This is a genomic window from Diaphorobacter caeni (assembly GCF_015354245.1).
Classification (GTDB): domain Bacteria; phylum Pseudomonadota; class Gammaproteobacteria; order Burkholderiales; family Burkholderiaceae_C; genus Diaphorobacter_A; species Diaphorobacter_A caeni.
Window position 1 is genome coordinate 548929 of the sequence record NZ_JADKYZ010000004.1, and the last position, 23053, is coordinate 571981.

Genomic DNA, 23053 nt, shown 5'->3' on the forward strand with positions numbered 1-23053 from the left:
GTCAGGCAAGGCGCTTACATGCGCCATTCGAGACCCACATACGCACGGCGCGGCGTGCCCACGCCGATGGTTGTGGCATTGATGGAGCCGGTGTAGTACGTGCGATCCGTGAGGTTCTTCACACTCGCCGTGACGATCACGTTGCGTGTGGCGCGGTACCGGACGCCCAGGTCGATCAGGGTGTAGGCGGGCAACTGGAAACTGTTGTTGTCCGTGCCCTGGCGCATGCCGACATAGGTCAGGCCGGCATTGGCGCCCCATTGATTCCACTCACCTTGAAACTGGTAGTCCGCAAACAGGCCCAGCGCGTGGCGCGGAACGTTGGGCGTGGTGTTGCCTGCGTACTTGTTGTCCTCAATGAATTTGGCTTCTGCTGCGTAGGCCCAGTTCGCCGTCAGATTCAGCCCGGACGCCGGTTTGGCGTGCACCGCGGCTTCCAGTCCCTTGCTGCGGCGCAGGCCCGACAGACGGGAGAAGCTCGGATCGTCCGGGTCCGTCATCTTGAGGTTGCGCTTTTCCAGCTGATAGGCCGCCAGCGTGATGAAGGTTTTCTGATCCTGCAGGTCCAGTTTGACGCCAGCCTCCCATTGCCTTGATTTCTGCGGATCGAATCGATTGCCGTTGCGGTCGACTCCGTCTTGCGGCATGAACGAACGCGTATAGCTGAGGTAGGGTGACAGCCAGGGCGCTGGATGAAACACGATGCCCAACTGCGGTGTCACGCCTTTGGAGTGATCGCGATCGCTTCGGGAATCCGGGTCTTTGGAGTCCACAGCGTCATAGCGCGCGCCGACCAGTACGGTGACTGCGTCGCGCCAGTTCATCATGTTCTGGATATACAGGCCATTGCTGTCGAAACGCTCTGCGTAGGTTGAGGCCAGCGTCTGCTTTCCGTTGGCGGGACGAGTGTGCGAGTAGACCGGGTGGTAGATATTGATGGAATTTGTCTCGTAGCGATTGTTGGTGCGGCGGTTGGTGAAACGCTCGAACTCGGCACCGACGAGCAGGCGGTGTGTCAGATCTCCCGTCGCGAAGGAACCCAAGGTTTCCAGACGACCCAGACTGCCGCGCAGTGTGGCGTCCCAATCGCCGACCTGGCGGCGAAGTTGGCCGTTGGTGCCGACAGGCGAGTTGTCGGAGAGGAACCACATGTAGGTGCGATCTTCGTCCTGCCGCGAATGAACGATGTCGGCGCGCAATTGCCACTGGTCGTTGAAGCGATGGCGTAGTCCGGCAGAAAGATTGGTGTCGCGGAACTGGAATTGCGCGTAGGGTTCACCCAGAAAGCGCGAGCGCGGCACCTCCGCAAAGCCGATGCTGCCATCTGCCCGCGTTGCCAGCACGGTGCCGCGATCGCCGGTGCGGCGGTCGGTGTAGTGGCTTGCGCGCAGGGTCAGCAAAGTGTCGGAGGTGAGGTCCACATCCACCTGTCCGCTCACGCCCTTGGCGCGCTGGGTGACTACGTCGCGGAAGCTGTCGGAATCCTGATCGAGCGCCTGCAATCGATAACGCACCTGATCGTTCATCGGGCCGGTGATGTCCACGGTGGCGCGGCGGTAGTCGTCCTGACCGAGTTTGATTCCTACCGATGCGCCAAATGTTTTTTGAGGCTGGCGGCTGACGATGTTGACCACGCCACCAGGCTCCAGAGCGCCATACAGCACCGATGCCGGGCCGCGAAGAAACTCGACCCGCTCGATGTCATACAGCGGCACCTGACCGTACTTGCGATAGCGCAGCCCGTCGCGGAAGTAGTTGTTGCCGGCGGAGAGCTGAAAGCCGCGCGAACTGAAAAATTCGCCGGAGTTGCCGAAGTTGTCGGTGCCGCCCACGATGGCGGCGTAGCGCATGACATCAGACAGGTTGCTGGCCCCGGTGTGCTCGATCAGCTCCGAGTCCACAGAGGTCACGGTGAACGGGGTCTCCATGGCGCTGGCCGGCAGCCGTGTGGCGACGTTGGACGAGATGGTGTCTGCGGTCTGGCGCACCGTGACTTCCGGCAGTTGCTTGATCTCGGCCTCGGCCTGCGCAAAGGCCGACGGAGCAATGGCGCTCAGCAGCACAACGGCCAATGGATTCGGGAACGAACTTGGGTTTCGCCTAAGGTCTCGCTTCATTTTCTGACTCTCTCCTGGTTTGAATTGATGTGATGTCTCGACCGCATGTGCCATGCACCTGCAAGGCTGAGCACTGCTGCGCCAAAGCAGGCCATGGCAATCCAGAATGGTTCGGCGCGTGCGCGCTGCCAGTCCGCTTGCCAGCCGCCGCTGCTCATGGCGGACAGACAAGGCAGCAGTACGAGCAACAAGGCGATGAACAGCCAGCCCAGCATCCAAGCCCGAGCGGTCTTTTTCGAAATGCTCAGGGCCAGAGCCAGAACGCCCCATGTGATGAGAAAGGCCCATAGCTCCACAGCGACAGGCGCGTCGCCGAGGAGGTTGTGAGACGCGGCGAAGCGCACCTCGCCCAGTACGCTGTGCAAGTGCGCCGGCCATGGCGTCCAGTTGAGTTGCGCGACGGCGGCGGCCAGAAGCAGGCTCAGCAGCAGTCCTTGCGTGACGCCCACATTGAGGCGCGCCATGAACAGATCCGGTGCCTGCGGGGCGTGACCGTTGCCGCGTCGGCGCTGCATCGCGTCGGCCTCGCGTGAACACCACACGGCAAGACCGGAGAACACCAGCATGGAGCATGCCGCACCCATCACGAGGTAGGCCAGCTCCATCCACGGCCCACCGAAGTAGCCGTAGTGCAGTGGCCGCATCATGGCCAGCACATGGGCGAGCAGGCCTTGCTCGCGCCGGTCCACCACGCCCAGCAGGCTGGCATCTTCTGCATGCATGACGACCATCGTCTGGCCGCGTTGCACCAACTCCAGTCCCGGCAGTTCGCCCTGCACGCGCACGGACGACGGCCCCTGGCCATAGGCCGCGAAGTTGATGTGCGTAGGTGTCAGCTCAGGCATGCTGGCATGTGCGCTGGAGAGAAAGCGCTCGATCGTCGGCATGGGATCGATCACGCGCTCCTGGCCGACCAGATTCGGCGCTGGCGGGTTGCGAAGACCGACCAGCGACTCGATGCCGAGCCACGCGCCGGTCAGCGCAATCAGCAGATGAAAACCCAGTAGCCAGACCGCGCTGAACTTGTGCAGGTCGCTCCATGCCTTGCGAGGCGCAGTGCGGCGCAAACGCAGATGAAACAGGTCTCGCCCGAGGCGTCGCCAATGAAAGATCAACCCCGTGAGCAGTGAGCCGAACATGAGAATGCCGAGCGCCCCGACGACCCAGCGGCCTTTGCCACCCATCCACAGACCCGCGTGCAGGCGCTGCACGAAATCGGCAAAGTCCGATGGCAGCCCGTGAACCAGATGGCCTGTTTGCGGATTGATCCAGGCACGGCCACCGGGAATGGCGTAGGAGTAACTGTGGATCGAGTAGGCGTCTGACGGAAACGCCAGCAGACGCGGAGTGACCTGCGGATAGGCGCTGCGAAAGCGATGCAGGGCCTCATCGGGAGACATGGTGGTCGCGCCATCGGGCACGGGTACGTTGACCAGCGTGGGGTTGGACCAGACTTTGAGGGGGTGCTTGTAGACGACCAACGTGCCCGTCACGCAGATGACGAACAGCAACCAGCCGGACAGCAAGCCCAGCCAGCGATGCGTTTGATACACCCACGCCATGGGTGACAGATTGCGGGAGCCTCGCGCCATGCAAATCCACAGTCAGTCTGGCCTCGACCCGGGCCGGACGATTGAAAAAGTGCAGGGGAAGGAAAAGGAGGAACAGGTGGGCGGCGAAAATGCGCGCTCACTCATCCATCAAGCTGCATACATTCCCGCTGCGCCTGGTTTTCACATCGGGCCGGTCTCCGGACTTACAGAGTTCAGCACGGTTCAAAAATGAATACCGAGCCGAGGTTCGAACGCGCCTTCCCGCTTGCGCAGTGGCTGCCATGACCGTGGGTCATGACTTGCGTTGAACATCTCTGATTACCGTTGCGGGTGCAGTGCAGGATTGGTGGAATGCGTCGGTCTCAGCCGAACGAATCGCCACGCACCTGTTTCCCGTTTCACTCCAATACGCTGATTGCGCACTGAAGCACCTGATGCGGAGCAGATTCTACTCAGAAAGCCAAGTGGTCTTGCCGCGCGACACGCGGCAGCATTCAAAGCTGCTCCAGCGTACCGCGCACCACCTGCTTCCACACGCTGGGGCTTTGGCCTTCGCGCAGGCGCACCAGATAGACCTCGTCGTTGCCCTGCTTGATGCGGGAGACGGCCTCGGCGACGGGGATGTCGAGCAGCGCGGCCAGCACCAGCGGGTTTACGCCGCCGTGCGCGACGATGGCGACGTTTCCGCCTTTGCCATGCTGCTGGCGGATGCTGTTGACGGCGGTCTTCACGCGACTGGCCTGCGACTGCAGGGATTCGCCGCCGTCGAGGCTGTCGTCGAGCACGGTCACGCGCTTGCCGAATTCGGCGAACTCGACGGCGCTGCGCTCGTCTTCGTAGATGCCTTCGAACTTGCCGAACGAGCGCTCGTTGAGTTCCGGCAGGGGCGTGACCTTGGCGCTGCCCGCGAAGGCGGCGGCGGTGTCCTTGGCGCGGCGCAGGCCGCTTGAGTAGATGTGGTCGAACTTCACGCCCGCGAGCTTCTGGCCGAGCTCATTAGCCTGTTTCGTGCCGGTCTCGTTGAGCGCGTTGTCGGTCGCGCCCTGGAGCTTCTTCTCGAGATTCCAGTTCGTCTGGCCGTGGCGCACGAGGTAGATGTCGAGCACGCCGTCCTCGGCCGCGTGGGCGCTGGGCAGAACGATGGCGGTGGCGAGCGCGAGAGCGCCGAGGAGTCGGTGGTGCATCTTCTTCATGGTGGCGGGCGAGTGGATGGGGACGCGGTTGGATCGGTGGTTCAGCGCCGCATGCTAGGCAGTGCACATGACGCAATCGTGACGCCCCTTTGTTCGCTCCCCTCTGCCCCTTGCCGCTCACCTGGAAAGGACAAAGCGGGCGAGACCCGAAGGCCTCGCCCGCTCTGGCGGGGAGTTTCATTCACTCCATCAGCGGAGAAGATGCCGCGGGTTCATTGAACCGAGTTGCCTTGCGACAGGAGGGCGCCATGCTGGTTGGCGGCAACGGCTTCGGCTTTCACATCGGCGCGGCTGACTTGCGAAGGGGCCTGGATGTCGTTGACTGGCTGGTAGGTGTTGCCACCGTTCAGTTGCAGCTTGCCGGCCTGGCGGGCCTTCACGAAATCGACATTGACCTGCTGGCGGGACAGCGAGCTCTGGGCGTTGGCGATGTCGGGAGCGAAGCCGGCTTCTGCGCTTTGCACCTGGGCCTGAGCGGAGAGGGCGCCGAGGCTCATCAGGGCGACTGCGGCGGCGGAGCGGATAACGTTCTTCATGATGTTCATTCCTTTTCTTGCTTTCAACCTGATGGGTTTGGGCTGGAGCGGTGGCAATCCAGGTTGGTGACTGCCGTGGTTTTTGGCTCCATCGATGGGGTTTCGAAGCGTGTGTCGAATCGATGAATGAACTGTATTCCGATCCAATCCCGGGAAAAACCACCTGTCGAGCAACTGATAATTCCGAAAATCGAAACAATAGGGCGGAACTTCTCCCCGAAGCCTGTGGAGCACCGCCTGCGGAACGGGGTCGTCAGCGGTTGCTGAAGTGGGCGCGCACGGTGTGCGTGGTGCGAGACGAGCGCGGGGCGCCGGCCCCTCCAGCGGCGCCGATGGCGAACAGGCCGCGCCCGGTGAGCTGCTGCACGATGGCGGATTTGACCGGCGGCAGCACGTTGGCGCTTTTGAGCACCAACTGGCGCAGCAGACGCGGCAGCGGCCTGGCGTTGGTGAACAGGCGCACGACGGTGTTCGTGCCCTGGAAGATCGGCCAGGCATGGCGGTGGTGGGCGCGTGCGAAGCGCTGCAGATGGGCGGTGTTGCCGATGTCCTGGCCCTGCTCGCGCGCATGCTGCAGCGCGTCGGCGAGTTCGCGCACGCTGGCCAGACCGAGGTTGTAGCCGTGCGCGGTGACCGGGTGCATGCCCACGGCCGCGTCGCCCAGCAGCGCGAAACGGTGGCCGGCGAAGCGGTGCGCGTAGACGGCCACCAGCGGATAGGCGTGGCGTTCGCCCACGAGCCGCATCGCGCCGAGGCGTCCGTCGAACTGCGACTGCACCTTGGCGGTGAAGGCTTTGGCGGGCAGGGCCATCAGTTCCTGGGCTTCAGCGCTGTCGGCCGTCACCACGGCGGAGCAGAGGTGGTCGCCGGTGACGGGATCGTCCTGCAGCGGCAGCACGGCCAACGTGCGTTCGTAGCCAAAGCATTCGTGGGCGACGTCGTGGTGGGGCTGTTCATGGCGCATGCGGCAGACGATGACGGTGCGGCCGAAGTCGGTCATGTCGGCGCCCACGCCGAGCTGGCGGCGGGTGGCGGAAAAGCGGCTGTCGGCGGCCACTACCAGCGGCGCGCGCAGGCTGGCCTTGGGTTCGCCGCTGCGCTGGTATTCGAGCGTGGCGCTGTCGCTTGTGGTGCTCACGCCGAGCACCTTGGCGTTGTCGAAAATCCGTACCTGCGGGCAGCGTGCCGCCACGGCATGGGCGCTGCGGCGCAGTGCGTGGTTGGGGACGATCCAGCCGAGGTGCTCCTCGCCGCTGCCAAGCGCGTCAAGGCTCATGCCGGCAACGCTTTGCACCGCGCCGTCGTGCACATGGGCCTCGCGGATGCGGCCGATCTCGTGCTCGGCGAGCTCGGACCACGAGCCGAGCGCCGCGAGCAGCTCCACGCTGGGGTGGGTGAGGGCGATCTCGCGCCCGTCGGCGGGCGGTTCGGCGAGCGTGGCCTCGCTCTGCTGCTCGAGCACGATGCTGTGCAGACCCGCCTGCGCCAGCGCGATCGACAGCGACAGCCCCGCCGGTCCGCCGCCGACGATGAGCACGTCGCAGTCATGCGCGCCGGCTGGGGTGCGGGGGGAGGGGAGCAGATCGGACGGGTTCATGACGGCAACTTTTGAAAACACGGAATGCGTTGGCATTGTGTGATGCATGACAAGCAATCGCATTGCCCTGAGTCAAGGCGGGGCGGCGGCTTGCCGATGTTTTCTGACAGAACGGACGGAAAGCGTGGAGTAGAGTGGATCTACCCATTGCCCCGATTTTCAGCCAACCAGAGGACGCAGACATGCTCGTAGACGTATTCCGCCGCGCCGAAGCCAATGGCAAGTTTTCCCATCTCGTCGTGCCGAAAGGCAGGCCGATCCCGCAGGAGGTGACCGACTGGGAATGGCACGACGAGGCGCGCGGCGTCGATCTCAACGAGGATCTTCCGAGCTGGCCGGAATACGGCATCGAGAACCCCGGCGCGCAGCTCGGCAAGAAGCGCTATGCGATCACCAGCGTGGCGCAGATGACGGGCGGCTGAGCGAAGTTCTGCCGTTCACATCAACTGTTCATACCGGCCGGTCCGGATTGGTCCGGTCGTCGCGGGACACGCTCGAGAAGCGCAGCGCGTGTTCGGTGAATTTCTCCACCGTGCGGTTGCCGCCGCCCGGCAGCAGCGCGAGCGCGATGCCCACGTGAAAGCCCGGCGGATTGTCGGTGAGCGACAGGCATTTGATGCCGCGCGGCATCATCCGCCGCGATACGCTCGCGACCAGCCCCACGCCCAGCCCCGACGCGACCAGACTCATGATGGTCTGCACCTGCATGGCCTCCTGCGCCACATGCGGCACGAAGCCCGAGAACTGGCAGCGCAGCATCGCGAGCGCGGAAAGGCCGGGCACCTTGTCGGCTGGATACATGATGAAGGGCTCCCCGGCCGCTTCCGACAGCGCGATGGCGTCGCGCTCGGCGAGCGGGCTTTGCTCGGAGACGGCCAGCACGAAATCGTCGCGGTCCAGCGGCAGGATCTCGAAGCCGCTCGGGTTGAGCACCGGGTAGCGCAGCAGACCCGCGTCGAAGCGGCGCGTGACGAGTCCCTCCAGAATTTCCGAGGACGTGGCCTCGCTGAGTTCCAGCTCGATCTTGGGATAGCGCGCGCGCAGCGACGGAATCAGCTCGGGCAGCAGCGCATAGGTGGCCGAGCCGATGATCCCGAGCCGCACCAGCCCGCCGTCGCCCGAGCGCGTGTCCTGCACCGCGTGGCGGCAGCGCTCGGCGTGCAGCAGCGAGGCGCGCGCGTCCTCCAGCATGGCCTCGCCCGCGGCGGTGAGGCGCACGCCCGACGAGGTGCGCTCGAACAGCGGACTGCCCAGCTCCTCCTCGAGCTTGCGGATCGACACGGACAGCGGCGGCTGCGCCATGTGCAGCTGCTCCGCCGCCCGGTGGAAATTGCCGGTCTCGGCGAGCGTGATGAATTGGCGGAGCTGGCGGAGATTCATGGATCAATACTAATTCAGTATCGATTTTGAAAAAAGTAATATTAGACAGCATGATGTGTGAATCCTAGAGTGGGGGCTCCAGTAGTTGTTTGGGGCGACGACCCCGCCGGAAGCCAGAGCCTTCCAAGGAGACAAGACATGCCTTTCCAGACTTTCCAGACCCGCAGGTCCGCCCTGCGCACGCTCGCCGCCGCCAGCCTGCTGGCCGCTTCCGCCTTCGGCACGCCGTTCGCGCACGCCGATGGCTTTCCGTCCAAGACCATCAAGTTCGTCGTGCCCTTCGGCCCGGGCAGCGGCACGGACACCTCGGCGCGCTACTTCGCCAAGAAGCTGCAGGACCTGACCGGCCAGGCCGTGGTTGTGGAGAACAAGCCCGGCGCGAACGGCTTCATGGCGGTCAAGCAGGTGCTTTCCGCTCCGGCAGACGGCTACACCGTGTTCATCGGCAGCAATTCGACGCTGGCGGTGAACGCCGCGCTGTTCAAGCAGCTGCCGTATGACCCGGTGACGGATTTCTCGCCGCTCACGATGATGATGCGATCGCCCGCGATGCTGGCCGTCGCGCCGAGCGCGCCGTATCAGGACTTGAAGGGCCTGCTCGCCTACGCCAAGGCCAACCCCGGCAAGGTGAACTTCGGCGCGGGCTCGGCGGGTTATCAGCTCATGGGCGAACTGCTCAACGACACGGCCAAGGTGCAGACCGTGCACGTGCCGTTCAAGGGCGCGGGCGAAACCACCACGGCGGTCGCGAGCGGCACGGTGGATTTCACCTTCGCCGAAGTCACCGCCGTGCAGGAACTCGCCAAGGGCGGGCGCGTGAAGGTGTTCGCCGTGGCCTCGGACAAGCGCGTGGGCACCTCGCCCGACGTGCCCACGTTCGCCGAGGCCGGTCTGCCGGGCTTTGAGGCCTACACCTGGGTGGGCGCGATGGTGAGCGCCAAGACGCCCGCCGCCGAAACGCAGAAGCTCGCCGACCTGTTCACACAAATTTCGAAGACGGACGAGACCCGCGCGTTCTACGAGCGCATCGGCGCGACCCCGATGACCGGCGGCCCGCAGCAGATGCGCGAATTCCAGAAGAACGAGATCGCGCTGTGGAAGCGCATCGTCGTGCAGGCCAAGGTGCCGCTGCAATGAGCACGAACCATGGTGCTCTCAAGCACGTGAAGGTGCTTGATCTCTCGCGCGTGCTGGCTGGTCCCTGGGCCGCGCAGACGCTCGGTGATCTGGGCGCGGAAATCATCAAGATCGAGCGCCCCGAAGTCGGCGACGACACGCGCGCCTGGGGCCCGCCGTTTGTGGAAAACAGGCAGGGCGAGCGCACGCGCGAGTCGGCCTACTACATGTGCGCCAACCGCAACAAGCAGTCGGTGGCGGTGGACATCACACAGCCCGAGGGCCAGCAGATCGTGCGCGATCTGGCGATGCAGTGCGACGTGCTGGTCGAGAACTTCAAGACCGGCGGGCTCGCGCAGTACGGGCTCGATTACGAGACGCTGTCCGCGCTCAATCCGCGGCTGGTCTATTGCTCGATCACCGGCTTCGGCCACAGCGGGCCGTACGCGCACCGCGCGGGCTACGACTTTCTCATTCAAGGAATGGGCGGGCTCATGAGCATCACCGGCAAGCCCGATGGCGAGCCCGGCGGCGGCCCGGTGAAGGTGGGCGTGGCGCTCACCGACATTCTCACGGGGCTGTACGCGAGCACCGCGATTCTCGCGGCGCTGCAGGCGCGCGAGCACACCGGGCGCGGTCAGCACATCGACCTCGCGCTGCTCGACGTGCAGGTGGCCTGCCTCGCCAATCAGGGCATGAACTTTCTCTACAGCGGCAATGTGCCCCAGCGCATGGGCAACGCGCATCCGAACACCGTGCCGTATCAGGATTTCCAGACGGCAGACGGCTACATGATTCTCGCCATCGGCAACGACGGCCAGTTCGCGCGCTTTTGCAACGCGGCGGGCGTGGCAGGGTGGGCGCAGGACGCGCGCTTTCAGACCAACACCGCGCGGCTCGCCAACCGCGTCGAGCTGATCGCGATGATCCGCGAACTCACGGTGACGAAATCGACCAGGGACTGGATTGCGCTGCTCGAGCAGCACGCCGTGCCCTGCGGCCCGATCAACACCGTGCGTGACGTGTTCGATGATCCGCAGGTGCGTGCGCGCGGCATGCAGCTCGCGATGGAGCACCCACAGGCGGGCGACGTGCCCATCGTGGCGAGCCCGATCCGCCTTTCGGACACGCCGGTGGACTACCGCCTCGCGCCGCCCGAGCTGGGCGCGCACACGAACGACGTGCTCGCACGCCACCTGCATCTGACGCCGGAGCAGATCAACGCATTGAAAGACAAGGGAGTTTTGGCATGAGCAGCAGCAGCAACGGCAGCCTCGATTCATTGAGCCTCACGCGCATTCCCGCAGCGGACGAGGCCCTGCGCGCCGAGGTGCGCGCGTTTCTGGCCGAGGCCACCAAGGACATGCCCGCGCACATCCGCGCGCGCTCCTGGGGCGGCTACAGCAGCGACTTCAGCCGCAAGCTCGGCGCGAAGGGCTGGCTCGGCGTGACCCTGCCCACGGCCTACGGCGGCGGCGGGCGCAGCGCGTTCACGCGCTACGTGCTGGTCGAGGAATTCCTCAACTTCGGCGCACCGGTCGGCTCGCACTGGATCGCCGACCGCCAGAGCGCACCGCTGATTCTGAAGTACGGCACCGAGGCGCAAAAGCAGTTCTACATCCCCAAGGTCTGCAAGGGCGAGGCGTTCTTCTGCATCGGCATGAGCGAGCCCAATTCGGGCTCGGACCTCGCGAGCGTGCGCACCAAGGCCGTGCCCAACGACAAGGGCTTTCTGCTCAACGGCCAGAAGATCTGGACCACCAACGCGCACCACTGCCAGTACATGATCGCGCTGGTGCGCACCTCGGGCACGAGCGAAGATCGCCACAAGGGCCTGTCGCAGGTGATCGTCGATCTGTCGCTGCCGGGCGTGACCGTGCGGCCGATCCAGGATCTCTCGGGCGACAGCCATTTCTGCGAAGTGTTCTTTGAAAACGTGCAGCTCGGCGCCGACGCGCTGATCGGCGCGGAAGGCCAGGGCTGGGAGCAGGTCACGGCGGAGCTTGCGTTCGAGCGCAGCGGGCCGGAGCGGCTGTTCTCGTCCATCGTGCTGTTTGACCAGTGGCTCGACTACGTGCGCACGCCCCAGGGCCGCACGCAGTCCGCGCAGCAGCTCGCGGGCCATGTGCTGACCGAGCTCGCGCCGCTGCGCGCGATGTCGGTGTCGGTCCAGGAAAAGCTCACGCAGGGCGCGAGCCCCATCGTCGAGGCCGCGCTGGTCAAGGAGCTGGGCACGACGCTCGAACAGTTCATCCCCGCCGCCATCGCCGAAGACCTGTTCTCGCGCGATGCCGAAGACGTGCCGGTGGAGCTGCTCATGACGCTCAAATACGTGACCGAGGCGTCGCCCTCGTTCTCGCTGCGTGGCGGCACGCGCGACATCCTGCGCGGCATGATCGCGCGCGGTCTGGGTCTGCGTTGATTCGATTGGAAGGAACCACAGAGATGAGCAACAGCCACAACGACAACGACCTGTTCGCCGACGCGGCGCGGCAGGTGCTGGCCGACCAGTGCACGCCCCACATTGTGCGAGCCATCGAAGAACACGGCAACGCCGCGCCCGAAACGGCGGCGCTCTGGGAACAGCTCGAAGCCACCGGCCTCGCCGACGCGATGCTGTCCGAAGAGCAGGGCGGTGCGGGCCTTGGCCTCGGCGCAGTCTTCGGCGTGCTCGAGCAATGCGGCGCCCACGCGCTGCCGCTGCCCTTGGCCGACACCATGCTGGCACGCGCCCTGCTCGCCGCCGCGAATCTGGACAAGCCCGAAGGCCGCATCGTGCTGGCGCGCGGTGCGCGTGCGGGTGACGACGTGACCGCAGCACTGGTGCGCAACGCCCGCGTCGCGCAATCCGTGCTGCTGGAAGTCGATGGCGAATGCCGTCTGCTGAGCCTCCAGGGCGCGCAGCTCTCCGCACAGGCCCTGGCGCTCGATGCCGGCGTGCAATGGCCGGCAGCGCAATGGCAGGCCGCACCGGTCGTGCCATCGGCCACCGACCTGCGCACCGCGCAGGCCGCCGTCGTCGCCGCGCAGATGGCCGGCGCCTTGAAATCCGTGTTCGACCGCACCCTGCAATACGCCAACGAGCGCCAGCAGTTCGGCCGCCCCATCGGCAAGTTCCAGGCCATCCAGCATCAGCTCGCCGTAATGAGCGAACATGTCTTCGCCTCCCGCATGGCAGCGCAACTCGCCTGCAGCGGCGACAGCGTTGCTCCAGACCGCCTGCGCGTGGCCACCGGCAAGGCCCGCTGCAGCCAGGCCGCACTCGCGGTATCCGAGACGGCACACGCCATCCACGGCGCCATTGGCTTCACCGAAGAATACGATCTGCAACTCTTCACCCGCCGCCTGCACGCCTGGCGCCAGACCGCAGGCAGCGAATCCTTCTGGCACAACGTGGCCGGAGAAGCGCTGCTGAACGCTCAGGGCCTCACACTGGACGTGATCCGCAAAATCACAGACGTAGAGACAATCTGAAAAATGGCGCCCGAAGTCGGGCGCAAGGCACGAGCAACGCGAAGTGCCGAGCGCTCCTCTTCAAAACTGACTTCCGGCGGTTGCCCGAGCGGAGCGCGCAGCGCGAAGTCGAGTTCCGCCGGAGGTATTGAAAGCGCGTTTTTGATTACTTTTTGCGCGCAAGCAAAAAGGTGATTGCCCCGCCGGGGGCAGTCCCGGCCTCCGCCTTCAACCAAACAGCAGGCGGTCAAAAGAGACACCGAAAATCAGAGCCCCATACTCAAGGAGACACGAACCATGACTTTCCTCCAGATCCAACGCGACGGCCCCATCCTCACCGTCACCATGAACCAACCCGAAACCCGCAACGCCCTCACCGGCAACACCGCGGTCGACGAGTTCGTGGCCCTCTGCGACGACGTGCGCAAGGACACCAGCGTCAAGGTCATCATCCTCACCGGCGCGGGCCCGATCTTCAGCTCCGGCGGCAACGTCAAGGACATGAAGCGCTTCTTCGACGACGCGCTCACCCCCGACCTGATCCGCGAGGAATACCGCCAGGGCATCCAGCGCATTCCGAACGCGATGTACCAGCTCGACGTGCCGGTGATCTGCGCGGTCAACGGCCCGGCCATCGGCGCGGGGCTGGATCTGACCTGCATGTGCGACATCCGCATCGCCGCCGACAACGCCACGTTTGCCGAGAGCTTTGTGCGCGTGGGCATCGTGCCGGGCGACGGCGGCGCATGGCTGCTGCCGCGCGCGGTCGGCTATGCCAAGGCGTCCGAGATGGCGTTCACCGGCGAGGCGATCACCGCGCAGGAGGCGTTGGCCTGCGGTCTGGTCTCGCGCGTGGTGCCGGCCGACCAGCTGCTGGCCGAGGCCCACAAGCTGGCCGCCAAGATCGCCGCCAATCCCGGCTCGGTGATGCGCATGACCAAGCGCCTGCTGCGCGAGGGCCAGCTCGCGTCGCTTGCGTCGCTGCTCGAAATGTCGGCCGGATTCCAGGCGGTGGCGCACAAGACCGCCGATCACCGCGAAGCCGTCACGGCCTTTATCGAAAAGCGCGCACCGAAGTTCCAGTAAGGCGGAATGTCCCCGAATTGCTTAAAAAGCGAGCACTCGGGGATTGCCCGATCAGCGAGTTGGCGGCGTGCCGCCTGAACGCTTCATAATGTGAGGATGACCGATCGTCCAAAACGTTTCTCGATGATCCGCGAGTTCCATCTCGCGGACTGGTTCACTCTGGGAAATGCCGTCAGTGGGGTGGGAGCCCTGTTTTCGGCAATGACTTTTCTCGAAACCGGCGATGTGCGGCATATCTATTTCGCTGCTGCACTGGTGTTTGCCGCTCTGGTGTTCGACGTGCTCGACGGCCGCATCGCCCGCTGGCGCCAGAAGTCCTCGGCCATGGGGCGCGAGCTCGATTCGCTGGCCGACGTGATCTCGTTCGGCGTGGCGCCCGCGATCATCGCCTACGCCTGCGGCATGCAGGGGCTGTATGACCGCATCCTGCTGGCCTTCTTCGTGGCCTGCGGCGTCTCGCGTCTGGCGCGCTACAACGTGACGGCCGAGGTCATGTCTGAAGGCACGGGCAAGGTCAAGTTTTTTGAAGGCACGCCGATCCCGACCTCGTTCGTGCTGGTGCTGCTGCTGGCGATCGCCGCGTGGACCGGCGCGGTGCGCGAGCACCTGTGGTTCGGCAAGGTGATCATCGGCGGCTTCACGCTGCACCCGCTGGTGCTGATCTTCGCGCTGTCGGGTTCGCTGATGATCAGCCGGATCAAGATCCCCAAGCTCTGAGCCAGAGCACTGCACGAATCAAAAGGCCCGCAGACTTCCGTCTGCGGGCCTTTTGATTTTTCAGACGTCAGATGCGGCGACGCAGTCCGACAGCGGCGACTGCAGCCAGTGCCAGTGCAAGCAGCGCACGGCCGACTTCCGACAGTGTGGGCACGCTCGCGGTCGTGGTCGGCGCGGTGGCAGTGGGCGCGACGAGGAACACCGGATCGACGATCACGCCATTGGCGAGCCGGTCCTCGTCACCGTCGCCGCCATCCGTGATCGCGAAGCTGCCGCTGGTGCGCGCAGCGTTGAGCTGGCCGTTGACGTCGTGCCAGTGCGGCGCGGGGTTGGCCTGGGTCGGTCCGTATTTCCACAGCATCGCCCCGTTCGGCGCTGCCAGCGGCCACTGCCAGGTGATGCGCGCGGCACCATTCGCCGCACCGCCCGCGAGCACAAAGCCAAAGCCCGAGGGCAGGACGAAGCGGTAGCCGGTGGGCAGAGGCGGCAGGGCGGCCGTCGGTGCGGAACCCGCCGAGTTGTCCGCGAATTGCCAGCCGTTGCCGCTCACGGTGCCGCTGCTGCCATCGCCGCCGGGCAGCGTGGAGCCGACTGTGGCAGGCACGCGGATCTGGAAGCTGCGCTCCACCGGCGTCGCATCGGGCGAACCGGCCGCGCCCGCCTGCGTGGCGCGCACCGTGCAGGTGCCCGTCGTCAGCAGCGTGAGCGTGGCGCCTTGTGCGCCGCTGGTTCTGCACACGGCTTCGGTGTGGCTGGCGAACTGCACCGGGTTGCCGCCGGACGCGTTGCCAGTGGCGGTGAGCGTGACAGGCGCGCTGCCCAGCGTGCGTTCGGGCAGCTCTGCGAAGGTGATCGTCGGCGTGACGACGGCGACCGATCCGGTACGGAACTCGGCGGCCTTGACCAGGCTGGCGGAACCGTCGGCCGCGATGATTGCGCCGTAGGCGACGTAGCCCGTATCGGCGGAGAGTCCGCTGATTTGCAGCGTGGCGGGTTGCCCGGCGGCGAGCGCGGTGGGGACGCTGGTCCAAAGCGCTGCCTGGCCGTTCGCGTCGTGCCCGTTCTTGACCTGCTCCCAGCTCGGCGCGGGCGCTCCGGCGGTCAGCACGATGAGGTGCAGCGTGCCGTTGTGCGCGCTTTGCGCCGAGAGGCTCGCGCCGGAGGCGGTGGTCGCCGTGCCGGTCAACGCGACGGTGGGCAGGGGGGCGATGTTCACGACGTCGCTGCGGAATTTCTTCCACGCGGCGTAGGGCAGGTCCTTGGCGGCGCTGCCGTCGGCATAGAAATCCGCGTCACCGCAGTCGCTGATGAGGGTGGCCGTGCCGCCATCGGCAAGCTGAGCCGGCAGCGTGGCGATGCCCTCTGCCGAGCAGGCGGTTTTCGGTGGCGTGAATGCGCCCACATCGGCGGCCAGTGCGCGCACATTGAGCGCGAGGCCGTCCCTGCTCACGCGCCCGTCCCATGAGTACAGGCGGAAGTCGCGCGGCGCCGTGCCGTTGGCGCTGTTGGGCGGACCGGCGATGATCAGGTATTCGCCATTGGCATTCTTGCGGATCTCGCGGATGCCGCGTCCGGCGAGATCGAGGCGAATCGGCGCGGCGATCCTGGCGGCGCCCTTGGTGCCGCCCGTCGAATCCGGCATGGCCGCATAGTTGTCCACAGGAATGATCAGCGCGTGCGTGCGGTTGTTGGCGACATCGGAGGTGACCGCCGGTTGACCGGGTGCGCTCACCAGCGGAGCGCGAAAGCCGAGCCAGAGCTGGCCGTCGTCGGGACTGGTCGTGCTGCCTTCGATGGAGAAGCCCGACAGCGTGTCGGTCTCCGGCGCCTTGAGCGGGTTCTTGTCGCCTCCGTCGGAGCTGGACACCAGACCCAGATAGTCCGCGCCCAGACCGTGCGCGTTGCTGGCATCCCACGCGCGCAGATCCTCGCGCAGCCACTGGTAATGGCCGGTCACGCCGCCGCTGCCTGCATCGACCGCGAAGAAACGCCAGCGGTCGGGACGCGAGCGCCCGTTCTTGTTGTTCGAATGCGAGCCCGCGAAATACATGCGCTCGCCCACCTGGAAGCTCGATTCCAGATCGACCTCGCCATCGGCGCTGCAGTTGGCAAGACCGGTGAAACCGCTGTTGCTGCAACTGGCCGAGACCGACAGGCCCAGCGACGCGTCGGGCACCAGCTGGCTGGCGGGCAGGCCGCCGGTCTGTGGGTCGTAGCCGAAGATCGCGTTGCCGCCCGAGAGCGCATTGCCCGATGCGTCCTTGCCGGGCGCCTCGTCATCGACCACCAGCATGGAGCCGCTGGCCGTGATGAGCGCGGAAGACGCGTCCGAGCGGCCCGCGAACCAGCGTGTGCCGGCGGTCGCCGCCGTGTTCGCCGACGCGGCATAGCGCAGCGTGCGCGTGATGCTCGCGCCGCTTGTGCCGGTGATGGTCAGCGTGATGTCGGCATAGCCCACGCTCTGCGGCGTGAGCCTGAGCGTGACGTTGCCGTTGTCGTTGGTGACCGCGACTTGGGAGATGACACCAGGCGCGCTCGAGCTGGCCGTGACGCCGACCGCGGCCGCGCTGCCCACCGGATCGCTCACCGTGAAGCGCAGGCCCTCGTTGGCGAGCGCGTCGTTCGGATCGAGCACCACGCCGGAGTAGGCGGCGTTGTCGACCAGCGAGGTCGCTGGCGGCTCGCCGATCACGACGTTGCCCGACACGGCGCTTGCGCTGCCGCCGAGGCTGTTGACGGCGCGCACGCGAACCGTCTGCGAACCGCTGGCCAGATTGGCGAGGGTGGCGGTGGTCGACGTCGACGCCGTGCTTTGGTCGATGGTCGCGAAGCCGTCGCGCGAGGACTCGACCACATAGAAGGCCACGGCGGCACCCGAAGCAGGAGCGGTCCACTGGACGGTGGCGCCGCTGCCGTTCTGGTTCGCGAGCCTGACCGCCGTGGGAGCCGCAGGCACGGCAGCCGGGGGTGCGGCTTCGGGGGTGAGCGCCAGGCCGTAGAAGGCCTCGCCGCTGGCGGGCTTGGCGATCAGCGCGGGCGTGCCGCTCAGGCTGCCCTGAGGGCCCGAGGTGTCGAACAGGCGAAACAGCTGGCCGCTGTCATCGGTGGCCAGCAGCATCGCATGGCCGTCGCCCGTGGGCATGGCGACGAGGCCGTGCACGCCGCTGAGCTCGGCCTTGCCGCGCGCAGTCCAGGTGCTGCCGTCCCATGTGTACTTCTGGATCGCGGGAGTGGGCTTGAGGTCGTTGGCCGCCACGTACAGCGTGTCGGCGGTGGACGATTGCGGGTTCAGTCGGACGAAGGCGATGCCGCGAAAGTTGTTGGCGGACAGTCCGGACACCGGGGTGGCCGTGGGCGCTCCGCTCTGCGGCAGATGGTCGCCCAGCCGGTTGAGCGTGCCGCCACCGGCCAACGATACGTACAACTGGCCATCGCGGATCGAGAGTCCTTGGGCATTCGTCGCGTTGAGGATTCCGGGCGTGCCGCTGCTCTGCGTGGTGAACCAGACGCCCTTGCCGTTCTTGTCTCCGTTGCCGCTTGCCCAGATGGCCGTGCAGTCGCTGCTGATCGCGCTGCGGATCGAGTCCGTGTTGAAGGCGGTGGCGCCCATCAGGCTGAGCTCACCGGGCGCGGTTGCATTGATGCCAACCACCGCCACGGCGCGCTGCGCGACGGAAGTGCCCGAGCCTTTGAGCGTGGTCGCTCCGGCCGGTGACGCGTAGCCGGGCACGGTCAGGCACTTGCCGTCCGCCGAGCGGTTGAGCAGGCCCTCCGAGCCGGTGGTGCTGGCAGCCAGCGAAGCCAACGTGCCAGACGACAGCGCCACGCTCTGTACCAGACTGCCGTCGGCGCGGTATTCGTCCAGATGAATGGAGCGCGCGCCCGTTTGCGCTCCCACGCGATAGGCCACGAAATTGCCGCTGACAAAGTCCGCAGCCATGGAGGACGAGGCCAGCAAGACGAACGTGGCGGCGGAAGTGGCGCGGAGCGCGGACAGGCGTGGTGGATTCACGGGGGGAGCGGCCTGCGAGGCCTTCGGTTGCAAAGCGATGCAATTTGCCCGCGCGCCATGTCAATATCGTGACAGCCAGCGTGATCGCGTGATTCCATCGATCAGGAAACCTGCATTCGATGCATCTTGGGAAACGTCCGGATGCAGCCGGGAGCGCCGCACACGGTACACTTCGCCATTAATGAGCCTGTTTGCGACCTTTCCGTGGTCTGGCGACCTGTCTGGGCTCATCAGCTCGCCGCGCAAAGTCCGCAAGCAGATTCACCTTCCGGTGGCTGCGCTTATGGCTTTCCTGTTGTTCGCGCGCGTGCCGATATCGTGATTCCCACCACTTCTGTTCATGGCCGTTGATACTGCGGGTCAGTCCCGCACAAGTTTTGACCTCAAGAGCGCTCAGTTGCCGGTGGTGGCCGTGATGCTCAAGAGCCCGGATGTCTCCGCTTTTGCCGCCGATCTGGCGGCGCGTCTGGCCGACGATCCCGAATTCTTCGACAACGACCCGGTGCTCATCGACCTGACCGCGCTGCGGGAAGCGAACGAGCCGATCGACTTCGCCGCCGTCGTCTCCGAGCTGCGCTCCCATCACACGCAACCCGTGGCAGTCCGCGGCGGCAGCGCCGAGCAGATGCAGGCCGCGCACGACGCCGGCCTGATCGCCGCGCCCGATGCGCCGACGCGCGAGAAATCCGTCCGCCCCGAGGTGCGCGAGGTGATCCGCGAGGTCGAGGTGGTGCGCGAAGTGCCGGTGCCCGTTGAAGTGCCCGGCGACGGAGTCGTCACCCTGGTGGTCGACAAGCCACTGCGCTCGGGCCAGCAGGTCTATGCGCGTGGTGGCGACCTGATCGTCATGGCCATGGTCAGCTTTGGCGCCGAGGTGATCGCCGATGGCAATATCCACGTCTACGCGCCTCTGCGCGGCCGCGCCATCGCGGGCGCACGCGGCAATACCGACGCGCGCATTTTCTGCACCTGCATGGAGGCGCAACTGGTCTCCATCGCCGGCATGTACCGCCCCATCGAGACCGATCTGCCGCCCGAGATTCTGGGCAAGCCCGCGCAGGTCCGTCTCGAAGGCGAGAAACTGCTCATCGAGCCACTGTGAGAGGGAGCCGAATCATCATGCGCCGGCAACGACCGAACCCATTTTTAATTTTGAAAAACCGAAGCAAGGACTGTGCATAACATGGCCAAAATCGTCGTCGTGACCTCCGGCAAGGGTGGCGTGGGCAAGACCACCACCAGTGCCGCCTTTGCCTCCGGCCTGGCGCTTGCCGGCCACAAGACCGCCGTGATCGACTTTGACGTCGGTCTGCGCAATCTGGACCTGATCATGGGTTGCGAGCGCCGCGTCGTCTATGACCTGATCAACGTGATCCAGGGCGAGGCCAACCTGAATCAGGCCCTCATCAAGGACAAGCAGTGCGACAACCTGTTCGTGCTGGCCGCCAGCCAGACGCGTGACAAGGAAGCGCTCAACCAGGAAGGCGTGGGCAAGATCCTCAAGGATCTGGCCGACATGGACTTCGAATACATCGTCTGCGACTCACCTGCCGGCATCGAAAGCGGTGCGCTCATGGCCATGCATTTCGCCGACGAGGCGCTGCTGGTGACCAACCCCGAAGTCTCGTCCGTGCGCGACTCCGACCGCATTCTCGGCATGCTCGGCAGCAAGACCAAGCGCGCCATTGAAGGCCTCGAGCCCATCAAGGAACACCTGCTGATCACGCGCTACAACCCGAATCGCGTGGAAGACGGTCAGATGCTGAGCCTGGTGGACATCCAGGACATCCTGCGCATCAAGCTCATCGGCGTGATCCCCGAATCGGAAAACGTGTTGCAGGCTTCCAACCAGGGCCTGCCCGCGATCCACCTCAAGGGCACGGATGTGTCCGAAGCCTACAAGGATGTGGTCGCCCGCTTCCTCGGCGAGGAAAAACCCATGCGCTTCACCGACGCTGAAAAGCCCGGTTTCTTCAAACGCATCTTCGGCGGGAGGTAAGGGTGATGTCGCTTTTGTCCTTCCTGCTCGGGGAGAAGAAGAAAACCGCCTCGGTCGCCAAGGAGCGTCTGCAAATCATCCTCGCGCACGAACGCAGCGGCCGCAATGTCGGCCAGCCCGACTACCTGCCAGCGCTTCAGCGCGAGCTGGTGGCCGTCATCAGCAAATACGTGTCGATCAACGCGGACGACATCAAGGTGAACCTGGAGCGTTCCGACAATCTGGAAATCCTGGAAGTGAAGATCGAACTGCCCGAAGCGCCGGCCAAGTAGGCGGCGTCGGCGTGTCATCGTTCTTTGAATGATGCGTTCGTGAAAAAAAGCGGGCCTTGGCTGTGCATGCCAAGGCCCGCTTGTCTTTGTGCGGTCCGATGTGCCCGTCGATCAGTGGATCAGCGGGCGGCTTCCTTCTCGTCCGCCACCGCGGCGTCGCCGAGCAGGTGTTCGGTGAAGAAGCGGCCACCGTGATAGAGCAGGGGCGACGAATCAGGGTGATGGCTGCAGTGCTCCACCTGCCCGACGAAGATGATGTGGTCGCCCTCGTCGTAACGGCTGCGGTTGAAGCATTCAAACGTCGCGGCCACGTTGGAGAGCAGCGGAGCGCCGCTCTTGCCGAAGCTGAAGTCCACACCCGCCCAGCGGTCGATGTCGCGCCGCGCGAACTGCTCGGCAAGGCCCTGCTGATCGGCGGTGAGCACATTGATCGCGTAGTGCGTCGCCTCGCACAGCATCGGCATCGAAGCGGCCTTGCGCGCCAGACTCCAGAGCACCAGTGGGGGCTCCAGCGACACCGAGTTGAACGAATTGGCCGTCAGCCCGATCAACTGGCCGTTGCCGGTGTGGGCGGTGACGACGGTCACGCCCGTGGCGAACATGCCCAGCGCATCACGAAAATGACGTGATGAAAAGTGGGGCGCCTGAGCCTCGGCCGGAGCCATGTGCGAAGAAGAGTTGCGATTCACGAAATCGTGGCGACAGGCGCCAAAACAGGGTCGGGATATTGGATGAAATGACTGGGCTATTATTGTCCGCAACCGATCGGCCTGCTGCCGAAAGGGTTCGAATAAAGAGCACAGCATGGCAATTCTTCCCCGTTTCTCGATGCTCGGTCATGGCCATACCGTCATCATGCTGCACGACGCCGATGGCGGACACCTGACCTTCTCGCCCTCGGTGGAGTCGCTGGCAAGTCAGGGCTACCGCGCCGTCGCCGTCGACCTGCCGGGGTATGGCTATACCCCGCCGAGCGAGCCCTACAGCATCAAGTCGCTGGCGCAGAGCTGTCTGGCATTGATCGACGCACTGCAGGTGAAGAACAAGGTCACGCTCGTCGGGCACGGACTGGGGGCGATGGTGGCGCTCGAGGCGGCAATGCGCGATCCCAGCCAGGTCAAACGTCTGGTGCTCTGCGCAGGCGGCCCGCCGCTCGACGACGCTTCACGCAAGGTCTGGGTCGACACGCGTCTGTCCGCTCTGGACGAGGGGCTCGGCATGGAGCAGATCGCCGACCGCATCGTCCCCATGCAGACAGGAGGCAAGGCCATGCCCGAAGGAGTGCGTCTGATCCGGCACGCACTGACCGAGGTCCATCCACTGATCTACAGACATGCGTTGCAGGCCTTGCCCGGCTTTCAGCGCAATGCGGCCGCACTGGCCCATGTGTCGATGCCTACCCTGCTGATAGGCGGGGCACAGGATGTATGCACTCCTCCTGAGGCGCTCGAAGCGCTGGCGCAGATCCTGCCGGACGCCAGCACCATCACCTTGCCCGGCATCGGCCACTGGCCGCAGCTGGAATCGCCCGAGGATTTCGATGGTCTGCTCGTCGACTTTCTGAATCACCGGCGCAACGTGCACTGAGCTGGGCACGGGGCCTCTATATAGGGAGGCAATCTCCCCAAGGGAGGCGGGCAAGGTCGCTTGGAAGCCCATTTCGGAAATATCTTGCAAAAAGTCATCGGAACGACTTTGACGCCCCTTTTCAGGGCTATACTTGCGCCCTTCCTCAGAAAGAACGCGCTGATTGCGGAGAGATCCGAAGATGCTGCAAGTTGATCTGAAGAAAGTTTTCTAAACTTCTCCGGTTGGTTCAAAAATCGGTATAGAATAGAGGACTTCGCTACAAAGAGGTGGTTGCCGGTGATTCGGCGATGTCTCTGGGTGGCGGGGAAAAAAGAAATCTTGGATTTCTTCTTCTGGGTCGCAAAACTCGGTGTAGAATACAAGGCTTCGCTGCCGAGGTTGGAAACGACGGATGCGGCAGGTTGATGTGGTTTGATTGGTTATCCGGTCGGT

At 65.1% G+C, this 23053-nt stretch carries 20 protein-coding genes and 1 riboswitch; of the genes, 11 read left to right on the forward strand and 9 right to left on the reverse strand.

Features of this window, described 5'->3' with window-relative positions:
- Window positions 1–14 precede the first annotated feature (14 nt).
- The 5 genes from ISG32_RS13235 to ubiM form a co-directional block, all read right to left on the reverse strand.
- Entirely contained in the window at window positions 15–2117 is a 2103-nt protein-coding gene (locus ISG32_RS13235; protein WP_194771462.1) for a TonB-dependent siderophore receptor, read from the reverse strand.
- Window positions 2114–3709 (reverse strand): PepSY-associated TM helix domain-containing protein, encoded by a 1596-nt coding sequence (locus tag ISG32_RS13240; protein ID WP_194771463.1) that lies wholly within the window; start codon window positions 3707–3709, stop codon window positions 2114–2116. Before ISG32_RS13240 ends, ISG32_RS13235 begins: the two co-directional genes overlap by 4 nt.
- Before the next feature lie 132 nt (window positions 3710–3841).
- Window positions 3842–4120, reverse strand: a riboswitch (cobalamin riboswitch).
- A 44-nt stretch (window positions 4121–4164) separates the two neighbouring features.
- Window positions 4165–4854 (reverse strand): histidine phosphatase family protein, encoded by a 690-nt coding sequence (locus ISG32_RS13245; RefSeq protein ID WP_194771464.1) that lies wholly within the window; start codon window positions 4852–4854, stop codon window positions 4165–4167.
- A 221-nt stretch (window positions 4855–5075) separates the two neighbouring features.
- Window positions 5076–5408, reverse strand: coding sequence for a DUF4148 domain-containing protein (locus ISG32_RS13250; RefSeq protein WP_194771465.1), 333 nt, complete (start codon window positions 5406–5408; stop codon window positions 5076–5078).
- 244 nt (window positions 5409–5652) lie between these two features.
- Window positions 5653–6996 carry a 5-demethoxyubiquinol-8 5-hydroxylase UbiM gene (ubiM, locus tag ISG32_RS13255; protein WP_194771466.1) on the reverse strand — a complete coding sequence of 448 codons (1344 nt, stop codon included), beginning with the start codon at window positions 6994–6996 and terminating at the stop codon, window positions 5653–5655.
- 182 nt (window positions 6997–7178) lie between these two features.
- On the opposite strand from ubiM, the gene ISG32_RS13260 reads away from it, so the two are divergent.
- Entirely contained in the window at window positions 7179–7418 is a 240-nt protein-coding gene (locus ISG32_RS13260) for a DUF6139 family protein (RefSeq protein ID WP_194771467.1), read from the forward strand.
- A 28-nt stretch (window positions 7419–7446) separates the two neighbouring features.
- On the opposite strand, the gene ISG32_RS13265 is transcribed toward ISG32_RS13260, so the two are convergent.
- Complete coding sequence (locus ISG32_RS13265) at window positions 7447–8376, reverse strand: LysR family transcriptional regulator (protein ID WP_194771468.1); 930 nt, start codon at window positions 8374–8376, stop codon at window positions 7447–7449.
- A gap of 138 nt (window positions 8377–8514) precedes the next feature.
- Here ISG32_RS13265 and ISG32_RS13270 point away from each other — a divergent pair, with 138 nt between their 5' ends.
- The 6 genes from ISG32_RS13270 (at window position 8515) to pssA (ending at window position 14748) form a co-directional block, all read left to right on the forward strand.
- The gene (locus tag ISG32_RS13270; protein WP_194771469.1) at window positions 8515–9513 is read left to right on the forward strand and encodes a Bug family tripartite tricarboxylate transporter substrate binding protein; all 999 of its coding nucleotides are present in this window, start codon (window positions 8515–8517) and stop codon (window positions 9511–9513) included.
- On the forward strand, window positions 9510–10745 hold the full coding sequence (locus ISG32_RS13275; RefSeq protein WP_194771470.1) for a CaiB/BaiF CoA transferase family protein: 1236 nt from the start codon (window positions 9510–9512) through the stop codon (window positions 10743–10745). The genes ISG32_RS13270 and ISG32_RS13275 overlap by 4 nt, the downstream gene beginning before the upstream one ends.
- The gene (locus ISG32_RS13280) at window positions 10742–11914 is read left to right on the forward strand and encodes an acyl-CoA dehydrogenase family protein (RefSeq protein WP_194771471.1); all 1173 of its coding nucleotides are present in this window, start codon (window positions 10742–10744) and stop codon (window positions 11912–11914) included. The genes ISG32_RS13275 and ISG32_RS13280 overlap by 4 nt, the downstream gene beginning before the upstream one ends.
- 23 nt (window positions 11915–11937) lie before the next feature.
- Window positions 11938–12966 (forward strand): acyl-CoA dehydrogenase family protein, encoded by a 1029-nt coding sequence (locus ISG32_RS13285; RefSeq protein ID WP_194771472.1) that lies wholly within the window; start codon window positions 11938–11940, stop codon window positions 12964–12966.
- 276 nt (window positions 12967–13242) lie between these two features.
- On the forward strand, window positions 13243–14031 hold the full coding sequence (locus ISG32_RS13290) for a crotonase/enoyl-CoA hydratase family protein (protein ID WP_194771473.1): 789 nt from the start codon (window positions 13243–13245) through the stop codon (window positions 14029–14031).
- A 96-nt stretch (window positions 14032–14127) separates the two neighbouring features.
- The gene (gene pssA, locus ISG32_RS13295) at window positions 14128–14748 is read left to right on the forward strand and encodes a CDP-diacylglycerol--serine O-phosphatidyltransferase (protein WP_228529783.1); all 621 of its coding nucleotides are present in this window, start codon (window positions 14128–14130) and stop codon (window positions 14746–14748) included.
- 67 nt (window positions 14749–14815) lie between these two features.
- On the opposite strand, the gene ISG32_RS13300 is transcribed toward pssA, so the two are convergent.
- Window positions 14816–18760, reverse strand: a complete 3945-nt coding sequence (locus ISG32_RS13300; protein ID WP_194771474.1) for a choice-of-anchor U domain-containing protein — start codon at window positions 18758–18760, stop codon at window positions 14816–14818.
- A 340-nt stretch (window positions 18761–19100) separates the two neighbouring features.
- On the opposite strand from ISG32_RS13300, the gene minC reads away from it, so the two are divergent.
- From minC to minE, 3 genes are all read left to right on the forward strand, one after another.
- A complete protein-coding gene (gene minC / locus ISG32_RS13305; protein ID WP_194771475.1) occupies window positions 19101–19862 on the forward strand; it encodes a septum site-determining protein MinC in 762 nt (253 codons plus the stop codon).
- A gap of 81 nt (window positions 19863–19943) precedes the next feature.
- Entirely contained in the window at window positions 19944–20759 is an 816-nt protein-coding gene (minD, locus tag ISG32_RS13310; protein ID WP_194771476.1) for a septum site-determining protein MinD, read from the forward strand.
- A gap of 5 nt (window positions 20760–20764) precedes the next feature.
- Window positions 20765–21031, forward strand: a complete 267-nt coding sequence (gene minE / locus ISG32_RS13315; RefSeq protein WP_194771477.1) for a cell division topological specificity factor MinE — start codon at window positions 20765–20767, stop codon at window positions 21029–21031.
- A gap of 119 nt (window positions 21032–21150) precedes the next feature.
- Here the strand turns inward: minE and ISG32_RS13320 are convergent, their stop codons facing one another.
- Window positions 21151–21696, reverse strand: a complete 546-nt coding sequence (locus ISG32_RS13320; RefSeq protein WP_194771524.1) for a flavin reductase family protein — start codon at window positions 21694–21696, stop codon at window positions 21151–21153.
- Window positions 21697–21835: 139 nt separating this feature from the next.
- On the opposite strand from ISG32_RS13320, the gene ISG32_RS13325 reads away from it, so the two are divergent.
- Window positions 21836–22618 carry an alpha/beta fold hydrolase gene (locus tag ISG32_RS13325; protein ID WP_194771478.1) on the forward strand — a complete coding sequence of 261 codons (783 nt, stop codon included), beginning with the start codon at window positions 21836–21838 and terminating at the stop codon, window positions 22616–22618.
- Between the two features lie 210 nt (window positions 22619–22828).
- Here the strand turns inward: ISG32_RS13325 and ISG32_RS27555 are convergent.
- Window positions 22829–23053 (reverse strand): hypothetical protein (locus ISG32_RS27555; protein ID WP_228529784.1); only part of this gene is annotated, 225 nt, incomplete at its 5' end.